The sequence below is a fragment of the Stenotrophomonas sp. Br8 genome, from assembly GCF_014763005.1.
GTDB classification, from domain to species: Bacteria; Pseudomonadota; Gammaproteobacteria; order Xanthomonadales; family Xanthomonadaceae; genus Stenotrophomonas; species Stenotrophomonas lactitubi.
Map to the genome: position 1 here is coordinate 295,955 of NZ_JACGTN010000008.1, position 16,194 is coordinate 312,148.

The following is a 16,194-nucleotide window of genomic DNA, read 5'->3' on the forward strand; positions in this document are numbered from 1 at the left end:
CGGGGTGACATCCGAATGCAGGTCGATGGCAGTCGGCATTCAGAGAGCGGCAGCAGCCACAAGGGGGGCAGGTGCTGCGCGATGGGAGAGGGCAAGCAACGGCATCGCCCGCTGTACCGCCAGGCGCGCCCGCTGGATCAGCGCTTCGTCGTGTACACGGCCTTCGGCGAAATCGCGGTCGGTTGCGTAGACGCCCAAGGGCAGGGTGCGGGCCTGGAAGAAGCTGAAGAGCGGTCGCAGCTGGTGGTCGATCATCAGTGCGTGGCGCTCGCTGCCGCCGGTGGCGGCCAGCAGGATGGGGGTATCGACCAGCGCGTCCTGGTCGATGAAGTCGAAGAAGTGCTTGAACAGGCCGGTGTACGAACCTCGGTAGACCGGCGTGGCCACCACCAGCACATCGGCCTGCTCGACAGCGGCCAACTGCCGCTCCACGGTCTCGGGCAACTGCGAGCGCCAGAGCGCACCGGCCAACTGCGGCGCCAGTTCACCCAGTTCAATCAGGTGCTGATCGCAGGGCACGCCTTCGCCGATCAGGTCCAGCAGGTGCTCGGCCAGGGTCGCGGCCCTTGAGGGGCGCTGCAGCCCGCCGGAAACGGCGACGATACGGAGGGGGCGGGTCATCTCTTCGCTTTCAGCAGGGGAGGGGCTCCTTCGGATGATCTGCAGGGGCGCAGTCCTGCAGGCCGGCGGGGTGACCGGGCTGGCAGGTAACCGAAGGCATGGGCCGATGCTAGCCAGCCCTTCCCATGACGTAAAATGGTATTACTTCACCAATCCATGAGTGAGATTCATCGTCATGTTGGAGCGGATCCATCTCAGCATCGTGCAGCAGGTCGAGCAGCAGGGCTCACTCACTGCCGCTGCCGGCGTGCTGAACCTGACCCAGTCAGCCCTGAGCCACAGCATGAAGAAGCTGGAGCAGCAGCTCGGCACCAACGTCTGGCTGCGCGAAGGCCGCAGCCTGCGGCTGACCCAAGCCGGGCAGTACCTGCTTGCCGTCGCCAACCGGGTGCTGCCGCAGCTGGACCTGGCCGAAGAGCGGCTGGGCCAGTTCGCGCAGGGCGAGCGCGGCGCGCTGCGCATCGGCATGGAATGCCATCCCTGCTATCAGTGGCTGCTGAAGATCGTCTCGCCCTATCTGGCCGCCTGGCCGGACGTGGATGTGGACGTCAAGCAGAAGTTCCAGTTCGGCGGCATCGGCGCGCTGTTCGGCTACGAGATCGACCTGCTGGTCACGCCCGACCCGCTGCTGAAGCCCGGCCTGAAGTTCATCCCCGTCTTCGACTACGAGCAGGTGCTGGTGGTGGCCAAGGGCCACGCGCTGGCCAAGGTCGACTACGTAAAGCCCCGCCAGCTCAGCCAGGAAGTGCTGATCAGCTACCCGGTGCCGTTCGAGCGGCTGGACATCTACAACCAGTTCCTGCTGCCGGCCGGCATCACGCCACGGCGGCACAAGGCCATTGAAACCACCGACATCATGATGCAGATGGTGGCCAGTGGCCGTGGCGTGGCCGCCATGCCGCGCTGGCTGGTGGAAGAGTACGCCGCCCGCATGGACGTGGTGCCGGTACGGCTGGGCGCCAAAGGCATTCCCAAGCAGATCTATCTGGGTGCGCGCGAGGCGGATACCGGCATCGATTACCTGCAGGCGTTTGTCGAGCTGGCACGGCACAGCTCCACCAGCGCCGGCAACCTGCGCGGAGCCGGCTGATGTCAGGTGGCACCGGCCGTTTGGGGCAGCCTTCGAACGGGACTGCTGACCGCGCGCAGCGGGCGCAGGCCTTCGTCAGCGCCGTTTCATTGGAGGTGAGTGCCAAGGCCATGCCTGCGCTGCGCGCCGAGGCTGCGCGCATGGCGCGGGGCACGACCATCTCCATTCCCTACCTGCCGAGCGAGGACGACACTGCCCGACTGGCTGCGGCACGCACAGTGCGCGAACTGGGTTTCGAGCCGATGCCACACCTTTCCGCGCGCCGCATCGGCTCGCGGGCAGCGCTTGAGCACTTCATCGACCGTGCCGTGATCGACGCCGGTGTCGAGCGCTGTCTGCTGATCGCGGGGGATCTCTCCACACCTGCCGGACCGTTCGCCGACAGTGCATCGATCATCGAGAGCGGTGTCCTCGAGCGCGCCGGCATCAAGGTCGTGGCTGTGGGCGCGCATCCGCAAGGTCATCCGGTGATGACCAGCGCCGATCGGTGGCGCGTGCTTGAACGCAAGTGCCAACGCATCGAAGCGCGAGGCATGGCGCCGCTTGTCGTCACCCAGTTCGCATTCGATGCCGATGTCGTGCTGACCTGGTTGAATGAACTGCGCGCCCGTGGCATCACCCATCCGGTGCTGGTCGGCGTTCCCGGGCCCGCCAGCATCGCGCGGCTTGTACGCTATGCGGCGATGTGCGGCGTAGCTGCAAGCACCTCGATGCTGTCGCGGTATGGCATCTCCATGGGCCGCCTGCTGGGTAGAGCTGGGCCGGATGTGTTCGTGGACCGCCTGGTGGATGGGTTGACCGAAGCCCATGGGCAGGTCAGCCCGCATCTATTTCCCTTCGGTGGCATCGCACAGTCCATGGAATGGGTGGAGCACTACCGGATGCGTGCGGGTGAGCTCATGACCCAGGACGAACGTCGCTCTCCGCATCGTCCATCCCCGGGCTGACGCGGCGGCCGATGTCCTTCAGCCTGGCCAGCTGGTCGACCATCGACGGTGCATCGTCGAGGCTGCCGACAAAGGTCCACAGGTAGGTCATCACCGCATAGACGTGGCCCGGGGTCACGCCATCGGTTGTGGCCAGGCGGCCAATGGTCAAGGCGAACAGCACCGCGGCCGCCGCGCCGACCACCACGAAGGCACTGGCTTCGCGATCTGACAGCAGGATGCGTAGCCGCGACAGCGTGGCGTAGTGACGGCGCAGCACCGATGGGCTGACCCGGTCGACCAGCCGGATTTCATGCTCCAGCCGGTTGTTCAAACGTCCGTGCAACTGCTCGTTGCGGCGAGCGAACGAGGGCAACAACAGCAGCGCACCGAGCAGGGCAATGAGACTGGCCGCGCCAACCAGGGGTTCGATCGCCAGCAGCATCGCCGCCGCGCCGAACATGGAGACCAGCGCCGTAGCGATGATCGGCACGTGCTTCTCGAAGAAGTCGACGAACTCGCGGGCCAAGACCACGCGCGCCGCCGAGGTGGAGGTGGCCTGGCCCATGCGTCGCTGCGCCTGCACCACGTTCACTGCCAGATCGGCATAGATGCGGGTGAACGTGCGCGTATCCACTGCGCGACGGGCGGCGCCGACCAGCCAGAACAACAGCACCACGCCGGCGTAGGAAATGGCATGGCCGACGTTGCCACGGATGATCGCATCCACCGCGAAGCCGGCGAACAGCGGATAGGCCAGCAGCAGCGCATTCTCCAGCGCCACCAGCGAGAAGGTTCCGGTGAGCTGCCAGGGATAGGTGCGCAGGATGGCTTTCAACGTAGCGGCCGCATTCTGCTGGCCGATGCTGCCGGCTGCAGCAGCCGGGTCGTGTGGGTGCTTCATGGGAACCTGGGTGGATCGAGGGTGGGGCAGGGGATGGACGAAGGCTTCTCCCCGGCCGCACCCAGTATCGGCAACGCCTTGGAGCGGGGATGGAGGAACGATGGAGATCGCGTGGAGAAACCGGTGGCGTTCAGCGACGGGCGTGCACCGGCCAGCGGATCTCGAATACAGTGCCGCCACGCCCGCTCGGCCGGCACTGTGCCGTTCCGTGATGGGCCACGGCGATCGCACGCACCACGGCCAGGCCGAGCCCGGAACCGCCACTCTGCCGCGACCGCGACACATCGGTGCGCTGGAAGGCCTCGAAGATGCTGTCGCGCAGTTCATCCGGCACGCCGGGTCCGCCGTCGTCCACGGTCACGCTGCAGTGCCCCTCGGCCAGCTTCACATACACCCGCAGCGGGCAGGGAGTAGCGTGCCGGCGCGCGTTTTCCAGCAAGGCCAGTACCGCCTGGCGGATGCGTGCCGGATCGCAGTCCGCCAGCGCGGCGCGTGCCTCCAGCGTCACTGAAAAGCCACTCTCGGCCAGGGCGTCGGACATCGCCTCCACTACCGCAGCCACCTGCACGCTGACGTCGCTGCGCTGCAGGCGCAGGTCCAGATGACCACTTTCGGCCAGGCTCACCACCCGCAGGTCTTCGATGATGCGGGTCAGGCCTTCCAGCTGGGTCAGCATGCTGGTGAACTGCTCCAGCCGTGGCTCGAACACACCGTCGGCGATGCCCTGCAGGCGACCGCGCAGGATAGTCATCGGTGTACGCAGTTCGTGCGCGATGGCCGCGTTCCAGAACACCCGGTTCTGCGACATGCGGCTCAGCCGCTCGGCCATGGAATTGAAGTCGCTCACCAGCGTGGCCGCTTCGGTCATCGAGGTGTGGTCGCCGCGCGCACGTGCATCCAGATCGCCGCTGGCCACGCGGCGCAGGCTTTCGGCCACCGAGTTCAAGGGGGTGATGATGCGCCAGGTGAGGCGCGAAGCGATCAGCGAAGCCAATACGATGACCACGGTGGCAGTGAGGCCGATCCACAGCCATTCCAGCCCCGACGGCAGCATCGTCTGCGGCGTGTCGTACCAGCGCGGGTAGAAGACTTCCATCAGGTAATAGAACAGATAGAAGCCGGCGATCGACAGTACCGTCGAACACAGCGATGCCACCACGATCGAAAGCGTGATCTGGCGGCCGATGCTTTTGCCTTTGGTGGTCATCCGTCAGCCCAGCAGCCGGTAGCCGACGCCGCGGATGGTCGCCGGAATGCCGCGCACGCCCACATCCTCCAGCTTGCGGCGCAGCTTGCTCACGTGGCTGTCCACCGTGCGCTCCTGGGCATCGCCCTCGGGCAGGCAGGCGTGCAGAAGATCGGCACGTGCATGTACCTGGCGCGGCGCACGGGCCATGTGCACCAGCAGGCGGAACTCAGTGAGGGTGACAGTCAACGCATGTCCCTGGCCTTCGACATGGACCGTCACATCGTGGCTGCGCAGATCGATCTCGAACGGCCCTTGGCGGATCACGCCGTTGGGCACATCGGCCCCGGAAGGCGCGCTACGGCGCAGCACCGCCTGGATGCGCGCGACGATCTCGGCGGGGTTGAAGGGCTTGGCGACATAGTCATCGGCGCCCACGCGCAGGCCGGTCAGCTTGTCCAGGTCCTGGTCGAGTGCCGTAAGCATGATGACCGGGGTGTTGCCGCGCCGGCGCAGTTCGCTCAGCACCTGCCAGCCATCCTTCTTCGGCATCTGTACATCCAGCAGCACCAGGTCGGGGCGCAGCTGGTGGTGGCTCGCCAGCGCTGCCTCGCCATCGCTGGCCCTGACACTGCGCATTCCGGAACGCGCAAGGTAAGCGCCAAGGATATCGGCGATTTCGCCTTCATCTTCGGCAATCAGGATCAAAGGCATCTGATGGGTGCGGATATCGCGCTTCATTGCAGGCAGGGGGCGGAAGAACCCGGCGAGGCTAGCGCCCCTTGATGGAGGCCCGGTCGAGATTGTGTCGAGATTGTGTGGACCCGCACTGGAGGGTTCAGCGGCGGGTGGTACACCTGAACGCAGGCCCTGGCTCCATGCGATCTCCACACTGGCTCCAGGAAACCTCCAACCAAGGCTCCCAGACTGAGGCCTTGGCGGTCGCGATGGGTGACCGCAAGCAGCCGGGCATCTCGATGAAAACCCGCAAGACTCTGATCATCGCCGCCGCCGTGGCCGTCCTGGCAGGCGGTGTCGGCTGGTGGGCGTTCGCCGATGGCGATGATGGCGCCCTGATCATCGCGCCGGCAAGGGTGGCTGATCTGGAGAAGACCGTGCAGGCGGTGGGCCGGGTCAATCCGAAGGAACTGGTGGCGGTGGGCGCGCAGGTGTCCGGGCAGGTCAAACGCTTGCACGTGGTGCTGGGCCAGCGCGTGCAGGCCGGTGACCTGATCGCCGAAGTCGACTCGCAACCGCAGCGCATCGCCCTGCGCAGTGCTGAAGCATCCACCAACGCACTGCGCGCGCAGCATGCCGCCAGCCAGGCCCGCTATGTGCAGGCCAGCCGCATGCTGGATCGCCAGTCGCAGCTGGTGGCATCGCGGCTGGTCTCGCAGGAGGGCTTCGAGGCCGCGCGGGTGGCCCGCGATGCGGCACGCTCGGAGGTGGCTGCACTGCAGGCGCAGATCGACCAGGCGGTGACCCAGGTGGAAACGGCCCGGATCAATCTGGGCTATACCCGCATTCTCTCGCCAACTGACGGCTACATCGTTGCCATCGTCACCAAGGCTGGGCAGACGCTGAACTCCATGCAGACCACGCCGACCATCGTGATGCTGGCGCAGATGGACACGATGACTGTGCGTGCCGAGATCGCCGAGGCTGACGTGGAACTGATCGCAGTTGGCCAGCCGTTGTGGTTTTCGACGCTGGGGCCGAGCGGACGGCGCTACGAATCGCACCTGCAGCAGCTGGAGCCCGCGCCGTCCTCGATTGCCGACGCGGCTTCGGCCGCTACCGGCAGCTCGGCGCAGACACCAAAGGCGGTGTACTACGCGGGCCTGTTCGATGTGGGCAACCCTGGCCTGAAGCTGAAACCTTCGATGACCGTCAAGGTGACGCTGCAGCTGGCCCGGGCCAACAACGCACTGCAGGTACCGTTGACCGCACTGAACGGATCGGACAGTGGCGACGACAGTCGCGGCAGCGTGCGCGTGGTTGATGCCAAGGGGCGCGCCCACGAGCGCGCGGTGACCACCGGCCTGCGCACTGCCACCGCCGTGCAGATCCTGTCCGGCCTGCGGGTTGGCGAGAATGTGGTGGTCGGCCAGGCCCCCAGTAGTGGCGAACCGCAGGCCAGCAGCCTGCTGGGGATGTGAACATGACCCACGCGCTGCTTGAACTACATGGCGTATCGCGCGCCTACCGTACTGCCGCCGGTGAAGTGGTGGTGCTGAAGGACGTATCGCTGCGCATCGATGCCGGCGAGTTCATCGCCATCATCGGCCCGTCGGGCTCGGGCAAGTCAACGCTGATGAACATCCTGGGCTGCCTGGACCGCCCCACCCAAGGCAGCTACTGCGTAGACGGCGCGGCCACCGAGCAGATGTCGCCGGACGAGCTGGCGCGCCTGCGTCGCGAGCACTTTGGCTTCATCTTCCAGCGCTACAACCTGATGGAGAATCTGAGCGCCACCGAGAACGTCGCGTTGCCAGCGATCTACGCAGGCGTGGATGTCCCGACGCGCACGGCGCGGGCACGCGTACTGCTGGAAACGCTGGGGCTGGGCGAGCGTACCGGCAACCGGCCGAGCCAGCTGTCCGGCGGCCAGCAGCAGCGCGTGTCCATCGCCCGAGCGTTGATGAACGGCGGTGCCATCGTGCTGGCCGACGAACCCACCGGTGCGCTGGACCATGCCAGCGGCCAACAGGTGATGGCCGAATTGAAGCGCCTGCATGCGCAGGGCCACACGGTCATCCTGGTGACCCACGATGCATCGGTTGCCGCCCACGCGGCCCGGGTAATCGAGATCGCCGACGGGCACGTCGTGGCCGATCGCGGCGCGGGCGGTCGCGCGGCCGTTCAGGCCAGATCCGCGCCCGAGCGCGGCCAGTCGTCGCGTGTCGAGCGGCGTGCTCGACTGGATGGCGTGCGCGAGGTTGCGCAGATGGCAGTGCGCTCGATGCTGGCCCATCGCCTGCGCACGTTGCTGACCATGCTCGGCATCATCATCGGCGTGGCCGCTGTGGTCACCGTGGTGGCATTGGGCAAAGGCGCACAGGCCCAGGTGGAATCACAGATCAACGAGCTTGGCGCCAGCACACTGGAGATCTTCCCGGGCGTCGATTTCGGTGACCCGCGTTCGGCGGAAATCGAAACGCTGGTGGTCGCTGATGCCGACCATCTGGCCGCACTCAGCTACGTGGACAGCGTCAGTCCGTCCTTGAGCGGCTCGGTGGCCGCGCTACAGGGCAGCCGACGCGCCAACACGCAGGTGATGGGCGTTGGCGCAGATCTGCCGCGCGTACGCGGCCTGCGCCTGAAGGCCGGGCGCTTCTTCACCGATGCTGAAGTGGATGCGCACCGCGCAGTGGGCGTGGTCGACCAGAAGGCCGCCACCGCACTTTTCAGCGGCAGCCCGATCGGCAGCACGGTACTGCTGGGCGGCATGCCGGTAGAGGTGATCGGCGTGGTCGGCGCCAGCGCATTTGCCAGCGGTGCAACGCCCACTGTCTATGTGCCGTATACCTCGGCATCCTCGCGCCTGCTGGGCAGCCAGCGGCTGGAGAGCATCACCGTGCGCGTGCGCGACAATGTCTCCACCACCGCAGCCGAAGCTTCCTTGGCCGCCGAACTGCAGCTGCGGCATGGCCGCCGCGACTTCTTCATCTACAACGCCGACCAGATCCGCAAGGCGGTGATGAAGTCCAGCCAGACCATGGCCGCACTGGTGTCGGCCATCGCCGCCGTGGCCCTGATAGTGGGCGGGGTAGGGGTGATGAACATCATGCTGGTATCGGTGAAGGAGCGCGTGCGCGAGATTGGTGTACGCCTGGCGGTGGGCGCGCGGCAGGGTGACATCCTGCGTCAGTTCCTGATCGAAGCAGTGCTGATCTGTCTCTTCGGCGGCGTCCTCGGCGTGCTGCTGGCCTTCAGCGCGGGTGCGTTGTCCAGCCTGTTGTCGCTGGGCGTGCCGTTTCTGTTTACCGCCGCGCCGGTGCTGGCCGCACTGGCGTGCTCGTCAGCCATAGGCCTGGGCTTCGGCTACTTCCCGGCGCGCAGTGCCGCACAGCTGGACCCGATCCGGGCGCTGGCGGCGGAGTAGGGTGCGAGCCTGCCCAGCCGTGAGAACCGGCACAGGCGTGGGCCTTGGCCATCGGCTATCTTAAGGCCCCATTCCGCACCTCCCTTCAAGCGGCGACGCATGCACGTGACTTCGATGAGTTTTCGAAACAGGCGATGGCTCAGCTGTCTCGTGGTGTCCGCCGCGCTGTTGGTTGCAGGCTGCGCCAGCGAAAAGGTTCCAACGAAGGAGCTGGGTGCGGAGATCGACGACGTTGCCGCAACGCTGATCCAGCAGCCGTTGTTTCATTCAACCTCGATCGGCGTCGTGTACCGGGGCAAGGAATTCATCCGTCATCGCGGCGACATGGAAACCGGGAGGCCAGGCCTGCCGACCGATGCGACGCTCTACGAGATCGGTTCGTTGAGCAAGACCCTGGCGGGCACCCTGATGGCCAATGCCGTCCTGGAACACAAGGTGAGTCTGGACGACGATGTTCGACAGTACCTGCAGGGGGACTATCCGAACCTGCAGTACAAGGGTGAGCCCATCCGCATCCGCCATCTGTTGTCGCACACCAGCGGCCTGCCGAACATGTTGCCGGAGCGTGCGAACACGGTGCTGGCGGACTTCACCGATCATCGTACGCCAGGCGAACTCAACGCCATCTACGCGCACTACGGCAAGGCCGATTTCTTCAAGGATCTGCACGCTTTCGAGATTGGCCGGGCGCCCGGTAAGGATTACGCGTACTCCAGTGCCGGGACGGAGCTGACGGCGCATATCCTGGAGACCGTCTACAAGCGCGACTACGCGTCGCTGTTGCGCGGATACCTTGGCGATTCCGCAGCGATGACAGGGCTACGACTCACACTGAGCGACGACGAGGCGCTGCGCCTTGCAGTCGGCTATCACAGCGACAACCCGGCGCCGACCACGCCGATGCCGCAGTTGCCGTGGGGCGCATCCGGGAACGTAAAGGCGACTGTTCCGGAGATGGTGAAGTACCTCAGATTCCAGCTGGCGAACGGGCCCGTGGTAAAGGAATCGCATCGCCCCTTGGTCAAATTCGATTCCGAGTTCAGCATCGGCTACTTCTGGAACATCGTCGCCGGCGATCAGCTGAAGGGCGTGTACTACGCCCATCATGGTGGCGTACCGCGTTCGCAGTGCTACATCTACATCGTGCCCAAGTACGATCTTGGCATCTTCGTCATCACCAACCAGAGCGGCGACCAGACTGCGCGCGCCATGCAGACGGCGATCGATACGCTGGTCGAGAAGATCGCCGCGCGGGAGGCTGCCGCTGGCAGTGAAGTTTCCCGATAGAGACTGTACTTCCCGTCCGTCCGGTGTAGTGCCGAATGGTGTTGGCACCCCCAGGCAGGAGCATTTCGCGTTGATCACCCGTACGTTGAACAAGGTTCTGCTGTTCGCAGGCCTGGCACTTTCCATGGCGCCCACCGCGCCAGCAGCAGAATCGATCCGCAAGAACGTTCCCAAACAGGAAGACATTGATCGTGCGCTGGCGCTCGTGTCCTGCAAGGCGGATCGCACCGCATTCCGAACATTGGCCTATCAGTTGCGTGGCATCGCATCCAGCGGAAAGCCGTCGGCTGGCTGGGAATCGGTCGCAGGCAGGGGCGAGGGTTACAGCAGGGCACTAGGCGATTTGCCCGGCGTTGTGGCGGAAATGCAGCTTCCATCGCCGGTTCTGGTCTTCGGCCATCCGTCCGAACGGTTGATACTTTCGCGCAGCTCCGTAGTGGCTGTCTTTGATGAAGCCCTTGCTGCGGATCTCAGCAAGGCGCTGTCCCTCGACGCACGCGGGACACAGCACACGCCTGCAGGGATGCGCGTGGTGCAGTCAGCACCGGAAGCCCAAGGCGATGGCATCGAAGTGATGGCACTGGTCGCCCAGCGGATAGAGGCCGACCCGACGCCAATCGCCGTAGCCGGTTGCCTGTACTTCACCCGGTGAGTCCCGGCACCTCCTACGGGTGAACCAGAAGGCCGGCAAGGGGCACTCGACAGCCATTGAAGATATCCAGATCCGGCCGGTACACCCTGCTGCTGACTTCGAACAATCCCAGCAACGAGTGGAAGAGGTTGTCGTGGCTATAGGATCCTGTGCCTGCAGCGTGGCGTAGGCAGGCAAGATCAAGGCGTGCGTTGTCCGCGAACCCGGCAGAGAACCACATCACCAGCGGCACCTGGGTCTGCTCCCGTGGCGCGATGAAGTAGGGCGTTCCGTGCAGATACATGCCGTGCTCGCCAAGCGATTCGCCGTGGTCAGAGACATAGATCAGGGCAACGTCGCGCTGGTCCGCATAGGTCTGCAGCAGGTCGATGGCCTTGCCCAGCAGCCGGTCCGTGTAGACAAGTGTGTTGTCGTAGGTATTGACCAGCGCTTCATTGCTGCACTTCTGTATCTGGTTGCTGTCGCAGGTCGGACTGAAGGCCCTGGCATCGGCTGGATAACGTTCAAAGTAGGTGGGCCCATGGCTGCCCAGCTGATGCAGTACGATCAGTCCATCTCCCGGCATGGCCTCGATGCGCGCTCCCGGCATGGCCTCGATGCGCGCGGCCAGCTGGTGCAGCAGGATCTCGTCATGGCAGGTACCGTCCTTGTTGATGCAGAGCCCGGGCACCTTCAGCGGAGGCATGCCATCGGTAGGCACGCGATCGCACACGCCCTTGCAACCGCCATTGTTGTTGTCACGCCAAAGCACGCTGGCGCCAGTCCGTTGCAGGATATCCAGCACGTTCTCTTCCGATGCCGCGGTGACGCCGTCGTACTGCGACCGTGTCATCTGCGAGAACATGCAGGGCAATGACACCGCCGTTGCGGTACCGCAAGAGGAAACGTTGCGGAAGCTGATGACATCTTTCTGTGACAGGTACGGATTGGTCGGACGCGGGTAGCCGTTGAGCTGGAAATTCTGCGATCGTGCCGTCTCGCCAGCCACTACGATCACCAGGCGTGGGCGCTTGCCGGGGATACGTATTGCATCCTCGCCGATAGCCCGCAATGGTTGCGCCTTGGCGCTGTAGCTGCTCTTGAGATAGCCATAGGTGTGGCGGACCACGTTCAGCGGCAACACCTGCTCGCGGATGTAGCGATTGTTGCGCAGCAACGACGAATACTCCTTGTAGAACGCAAACGTCACCGCCGTCAGCACCATCAACGTCGCCAGCACATTTCCCAGCCATACCAGCGCCGCCCGCAGGGGCCGACCGCTGTTTCCGGTGCGCATCACCAGCAGAACGCACGAGGGCAGGGCGCCCAGCAGCAGCACTGTCAGCAGCAGTGGCACCGAGAGATAGGACGTCATCTCGGCCTGGTTGGTCTCCAGCGCGTTCTGCACCATGTCGCGGTCGATCAGTACGCCGTAATGAAGCATGAAGTAGCTGCACGCCGCACTGGTGACAACCAGAATCGCCAGGACCGGCTTGCGCACATAAGGAAGCACGCCGATGGGCGTGAACAACAGATTGAACAGGCAGAACAACAGTGCCGGCAGGCTGAAGAAGAACAGGGCGCTGCGCAGGTCATGGATGTCCATGACAGACCACAGTGTTTTCCAGAGTGCGATGTTTCCCAGCGTCGCGAAGAACAACGCGGTGCACCACACAAGCACGATCGGATGATGAGGGGAAAGTCTGAAACATGGACGCACGTGCACAATCCGTTGTACGAGAAGTGCGCGCAGTATCTGGATGCGTCTATCAGGAAGTTGTCAGCTTTCATGATCAGCCCAGCAGAACCACCGCCCATACCGTAGCGACCATCAACAGCGCAGTGGTCTGCGCCGCACTGCCCATGTCCTTGGCGTTCTTGGAAAGCGGATGATGTTCCAACGAGATGCGGTCGACCACCGCTTCGATCGCCGAGTTCAGCAGTTCCACAATCAGGCTGATGAAGCAGACCATCAGCATCACGGCACGCTCGCCTCGGCTGACATCCAGCAGGAAGGCGACGACCGCCAGCACGCCATGCAGCAACAGCAGCTGCCGGAATGCTGCCTCGCCCCGGAAGGTGGCGATGAAACCATCGCGGGAATGGATCAGGGTATGGAAGATGCGGCGCAGGCCGGTCTTTCCGTGGGGGTACTTGCCGTCGCCATTGGGGTGCCCTGGCTGCATTTCTGTCCTGCCTTCACGTGGAAATCCGGCAAGGATGTGCAGGCCCGTGTCAGGAAGCTGTCAGGTGCCCGCCGGGGCTGGGTGCATCTGCAGGGTGAACAGGCAACCTTGCGCCGATGTCTCGACCGTCATCTGCCACCCCATATGCTCGACCGCACGCTGCACGATGGACAAGCCCAGGCCTTCACCGCTCTGCCGGGCACTGGGCATGAAACGCTTGAACTGCTGCGCATCGATGCTGGGCGGCAGCCCCGGGCCGGTGTCGGCGATCCGCAGCGTGGCACCCCGCAGCTCGAGCCGCACCTCACCTTCTTCCGTGTACTGGCAGGCGTTGCGCAGCAGGTTCCAGATCACGCTCCGCGCCAGCTCGGCATTGGTCAGCGCCTGCGCGTCCTGCGGCGCATCCAGAATCAGGCGCACCGGCTTTCCCGAGATCCACGGCGAACATCGCTCCATGCATTCCTCGATCAGCGCCCGCAGAGGAACGAGGCTGCGCGGCACCGTCCTGGGGTCACGCGAAAGCAGCAGCAGGCAGGTCAACTGCCGCTGCATTTCCTGGGTGGTGCGCATGATGCGACCGGCGCTGGCCACCAGGTGGCTGTCGGCGGGCAGCTGGTGCACCAGTGTCTCGGCCGCGCCACCGATGATCGCCAAGGGCGTGCGCAGCTCATGACTGGCATCGCCTGCAAAGCACTGTTCGCGTTGCAGGAACTGCTCAAGCTCGTCGCTGTGCTGGGCGAAAGCGCGCGCCAGCACGCCTATCTCATCGCGTGCATCCTGGTAGGGGAAGGGCTTGTGCTTGTTCTGCACCGCCTCGGCCAGACGGGTGATGGGCGCGATGACATGGGCCGCGGTTCGGCGACCGATCCAGAACGCGCAGAGCACGCAGGTGAGGATGACCAGTGCCGCAAAGGCGTTGATCAGATGTTCCAGGTAGGCGTAGTGCTGACCGTCCTGCAGCAGGTAGTAGCGCTGTCCGTCGCTTTCGAAGACCCGCAGATGCCATTCGTTCGGGCCTTTTTCACCGTGGTAGCCCGGCCCGTACCTGCGCAGCACCTGAGGAGCCGAGCGCGCGTCATACAGCTGGCTGCCCTTCGTCAGTTCCGGTTGCTCGCCACTGGCCAGTGCGGCCTGCAGCCGATGGACCTCGCGGTCCTGTGTCATCGAAACGACGGAGGCTCTTACCTCGTCGTAGTCCACCAGTTCGACCAGCACAATGAAGCCCATTGCACCGGCCATCAGCAACACGAACGACACCGTGATGCGCGTTCTCAGTGTCATGCTTCGATAGAGCGACCTCAGCGAGCGGGTAGTCATCGGCAGCGACTACTCCGCAGGTGCCAGTGCCGGCCTGTCCAGCCGCCAGCCAACGCTGTGCACCGTGGCAATGAGTGCAGGGTTGAACGGCCTGTCCACCTGCAGGCGCAGCTCATGGATGTGCGTGCGCAGGGCACCGCTCTCCGGCGGCTCGTCGCCCCATATCAGGTATTCCATCTCCTGCTTGCGCACCACTGCGGGGGCAGCCCGCACCAGGCACATCAGCAGCTTGTGCGTTGTCGGGGTCAGATTGAGGGTGCGGCCCTGGCGCCACGCCTGCGGTGAGCGGGTGTCGACGCGCAGATCGCCCCAGTCCAGCACACTCTGGACCTGCCGGCCCTGGGCGCGGCGGACCAGCGCCTTGATGCGTGCGTCCAGCTCCTTCAGGGAGAAGGGCTTGATCAGGTAATCATCCGCACCCAACGCGAGCCCCTGCACGCGGTCCTCCACCGGATCACGGGCGGTCAGCATCAGGATCGGCACCGGGTTCTGGAACTCCTGACGGAGCGTCTGGCACAGCGCCATGCCGTCAAGGCGGGGCAGCATCAGGTCCAGCAGAATGGCGTCGTAATCGTTCTGCGTTGCCCTGCGCAGGCCGGTGGCACCATCCCGCGCATCGTCAAGCACGTAGCCCAGTGGCTCGAAGAAGGCGTAGAGATTTGCAACCAGCTCGGGGTTGTCTTCAATGATGAGCAGACGTGTCATGGGCTATGCGCATCCGTGCATGATCAATGGACGTTGAACGACCACCGCTAGTTTGCCACGTGCAACGGATCGCTGCGGGTCATTGCCGGACACGGCGGCAGGTGCCTGTGATAGCGTGCCGGGATGAAGATCCTTGCCCTATCCGGTAGCGCTCGCCGGCTGTCCACCAACACCGCATTGCTGAGGGCGCTGGAAGAAATCGCGCCACCGGATATCGCACTGAGTACCTACGCCGGCCTCGGCGGACTGCCCGTTTTTTCTCCCGATCTTGAAGATCTGCCCTTGCATGACAGCGTTGTGCACTTCAAGCGCTGCATTGAAGCCTGCGATGGCATTCTGATTTCGAGCCCAGAGTACGCACGAGGCATTCCAGGCGGCCTGAAGAACGCCATCGATTGGCTCGTATCGGGCGATCTTGTGATTGCAAAGCCCATCGCGCTGGTGCATGCATCCCACCGCGGCGACGACATGCTCGCGTCTCTGCGGCTTGTGCTGTCGACAATCAGCTCCCGCTTCAACGAAGAACTGTTCCTGCGCTTCCCCTTCATGAAGATGGAGCCGGAGGCCATTGCCGATGCCGTAAAAGAGCCGGTCAATCGCGGACCGGCGGAGGCCTTTCTTCAGGAATTTGCCCGCTACTGCCAGCGACCAGAGGGTGATTGAACATGATCGTTGGTGCAGTCTGCTGACAAGGGCTTGTGGCGTCAGCGGTTCACCGGTGCTTGCAGATGGGAATACCCCGCGGCCTCCACGAACTGCGGCAGTGTCCACAGCTGGCCGTTGGGCCCCCACGTTCCATCGGTGACATCGCTCACCATGATCGAAGCAGCCAGCCGCTGCGTATCCGGCAGGGCCAGCGATTCCAGAATGGCCTGGTGCACAACCACCGCGTAACGGGACCGGTGCTGTTCGTCGAGTACGCCGGCGGGTGCGAGGACGTGGACCAGGCACGGAATGACATGGAGGAAGTCGGCACTGCCGCCACAGCGCCAGAAGCCGGCCGGCACCTCCTCGGCAATCACCCAGCACAGGCTGCGTTGGCGGGGATCAGGCCCCAGGCCGCTGCATTGCGTTGCAGCGGTATTCACCGCGGCAATCATCCGCTCGCGCTGAAGAGCGGTCAGTGCGTCGGCGGGTGTCTTGATGAGGATGGTGGGCATGGATAGCGCTCGTGGGTGAGGGAGCGCCCATTCAATCGTGCTACGGCGCGGGCCTGAAGTGGCCGATTTGCCAACA

At 64.5% G+C, this 16,194-nt stretch carries 16 protein-coding genes; 7 read left to right on the forward strand and 9 right to left on the reverse strand.

Annotated features, from left to right (window positions below; genetic code table 11):
* Positions 1-39 precede the first annotated feature (39 nt).
* Complete coding sequence (gene msuE / locus H3005_RS09425; RefSeq protein WP_100552553.1) at positions 40-621, reverse strand: FMN reductase; 582 nt, start codon at positions 619-621, stop codon at positions 40-42.
* A 175-nt stretch (positions 622-796) separates the two neighbouring features.
* Here msuE and H3005_RS09430 point away from each other — a divergent pair, with 175 nt between their 5' ends.
* Positions 797-1,711, forward strand: coding sequence for a LysR family transcriptional regulator (locus H3005_RS09430; protein ID WP_100552552.1), 915 nt, complete (start codon positions 797-799; stop codon positions 1,709-1,711).
* Positions 1,711-2,658 carry a methylenetetrahydrofolate reductase gene (locus H3005_RS09435; RefSeq protein ID WP_100552551.1) on the forward strand — a complete coding sequence of 316 codons (948 nt, stop codon included), beginning with the start codon at positions 1,711-1,713 and terminating at the stop codon, positions 2,656-2,658. Before H3005_RS09430 ends, H3005_RS09435 begins: the two co-directional genes overlap by 1 nt.
* On the opposite strand, the gene H3005_RS09440 is transcribed toward H3005_RS09435, so the two are convergent.
* The 3 genes from H3005_RS09440 to H3005_RS09450 all read right to left on the reverse strand — a co-directional run bounded on the left by H3005_RS09440 (position 2,609) and on the right by H3005_RS09450 (position 5,468).
* Positions 2,609-3,541, reverse strand: coding sequence for an ABC transporter six-transmembrane domain-containing protein (locus tag H3005_RS09440; protein WP_100552550.1), 933 nt, complete (start codon positions 3,539-3,541; stop codon positions 2,609-2,611). The genes H3005_RS09435 and H3005_RS09440 overlap by 50 nt on opposite strands.
* A 130-nt stretch (positions 3,542-3,671) precedes the next feature.
* A complete protein-coding gene (locus H3005_RS09445; RefSeq protein ID WP_100552549.1) occupies positions 3,672-4,748 on the reverse strand; it encodes an ATP-binding protein in 1,077 nt (358 codons plus the stop codon).
* A 3-nt stretch (positions 4,749-4,751) separates the two neighbouring features.
* The gene (locus tag H3005_RS09450; RefSeq protein ID WP_165377186.1) at positions 4,752-5,468 is read right to left on the reverse strand and encodes a response regulator; all 717 of its coding nucleotides are present in this window, start codon (positions 5,466-5,468) and stop codon (positions 4,752-4,754) included.
* A 236-nt stretch (positions 5,469-5,704) separates the two neighbouring features.
* Here H3005_RS09450 and H3005_RS09455 point away from each other — a divergent pair, with 236 nt between their 5' ends.
* From H3005_RS09455 to H3005_RS09470, 4 genes are all read left to right on the forward strand, one after another.
* A complete protein-coding gene (locus H3005_RS09455; protein ID WP_191078069.1) occupies positions 5,705-6,886 on the forward strand; it encodes an efflux RND transporter periplasmic adaptor subunit in 1,182 nt (393 codons plus the stop codon).
* Positions 6,887-6,888: 2 nt separating this feature from the next.
* Positions 6,889-8,832, forward strand: coding sequence for a MacB family efflux pump subunit (locus tag H3005_RS09460; RefSeq protein ID WP_191078022.1), 1,944 nt, complete (start codon positions 6,889-6,891; stop codon positions 8,830-8,832).
* 153 nt (positions 8,833-8,985) lie between these two features.
* On the forward strand, positions 8,986-10,119 hold the full coding sequence (locus H3005_RS09465; RefSeq protein WP_331273758.1) for a serine hydrolase domain-containing protein: 1,134 nt from the start codon (positions 8,986-8,988) through the stop codon (positions 10,117-10,119).
* Positions 10,120-10,189: 70 nt separating this feature from the next.
* Complete coding sequence (locus tag H3005_RS09470) at positions 10,190-10,771, forward strand: hypothetical protein (protein WP_100552545.1); 582 nt, start codon at positions 10,190-10,192, stop codon at positions 10,769-10,771.
* Between the two features lie 13 nt (positions 10,772-10,784).
* On the opposite strand, the gene H3005_RS09475 is transcribed toward H3005_RS09470, so the two are convergent.
* The 4 genes from H3005_RS09475 to H3005_RS09490 form a co-directional block, all read right to left on the reverse strand.
* Positions 10,785-12,476, reverse strand: a complete 1,692-nt coding sequence (locus H3005_RS09475; protein WP_331273759.1) for a phosphoethanolamine--lipid A transferase — start codon at positions 12,474-12,476, stop codon at positions 10,785-10,787.
* A gap of 67 nt (positions 12,477-12,543) precedes the next feature.
* Entirely contained in the window at positions 12,544-12,936 is a 393-nt protein-coding gene (locus H3005_RS09480) for a diacylglycerol kinase (RefSeq protein ID WP_100552543.1), read from the reverse strand.
* Positions 12,937-12,996: 60 nt separating this feature from the next.
* Complete coding sequence (locus H3005_RS09485) at positions 12,997-14,217, reverse strand: HAMP domain-containing sensor histidine kinase (RefSeq protein ID WP_100552542.1); 1,221 nt, start codon at positions 14,215-14,217, stop codon at positions 12,997-12,999.
* A 45-nt stretch (positions 14,218-14,262) separates the two neighbouring features.
* On the reverse strand, positions 14,263-14,958 hold the full coding sequence (locus tag H3005_RS09490; RefSeq protein ID WP_191078025.1) for a response regulator transcription factor: 696 nt from the start codon (positions 14,956-14,958) through the stop codon (positions 14,263-14,265).
* A 123-nt stretch (positions 14,959-15,081) separates the two neighbouring features.
* Here H3005_RS09490 and H3005_RS09495 point away from each other — a divergent pair, with 123 nt between their 5' ends.
* A complete protein-coding gene (locus tag H3005_RS09495; protein WP_100552540.1) occupies positions 15,082-15,621 on the forward strand; it encodes an NADPH-dependent FMN reductase in 540 nt (179 codons plus the stop codon).
* Positions 15,622-15,662: 41 nt separating this feature from the next.
* Here H3005_RS09495 and H3005_RS09500 read toward each other — a convergent pair whose 3' ends face one another.
* Positions 15,663-16,118 (reverse strand): tautomerase, encoded by a 456-nt coding sequence (locus H3005_RS09500; protein WP_100552539.1) that lies wholly within the window; start codon positions 16,116-16,118, stop codon positions 15,663-15,665.
* Between the last annotated feature and the right edge of the window lie 76 nt (positions 16,119-16,194).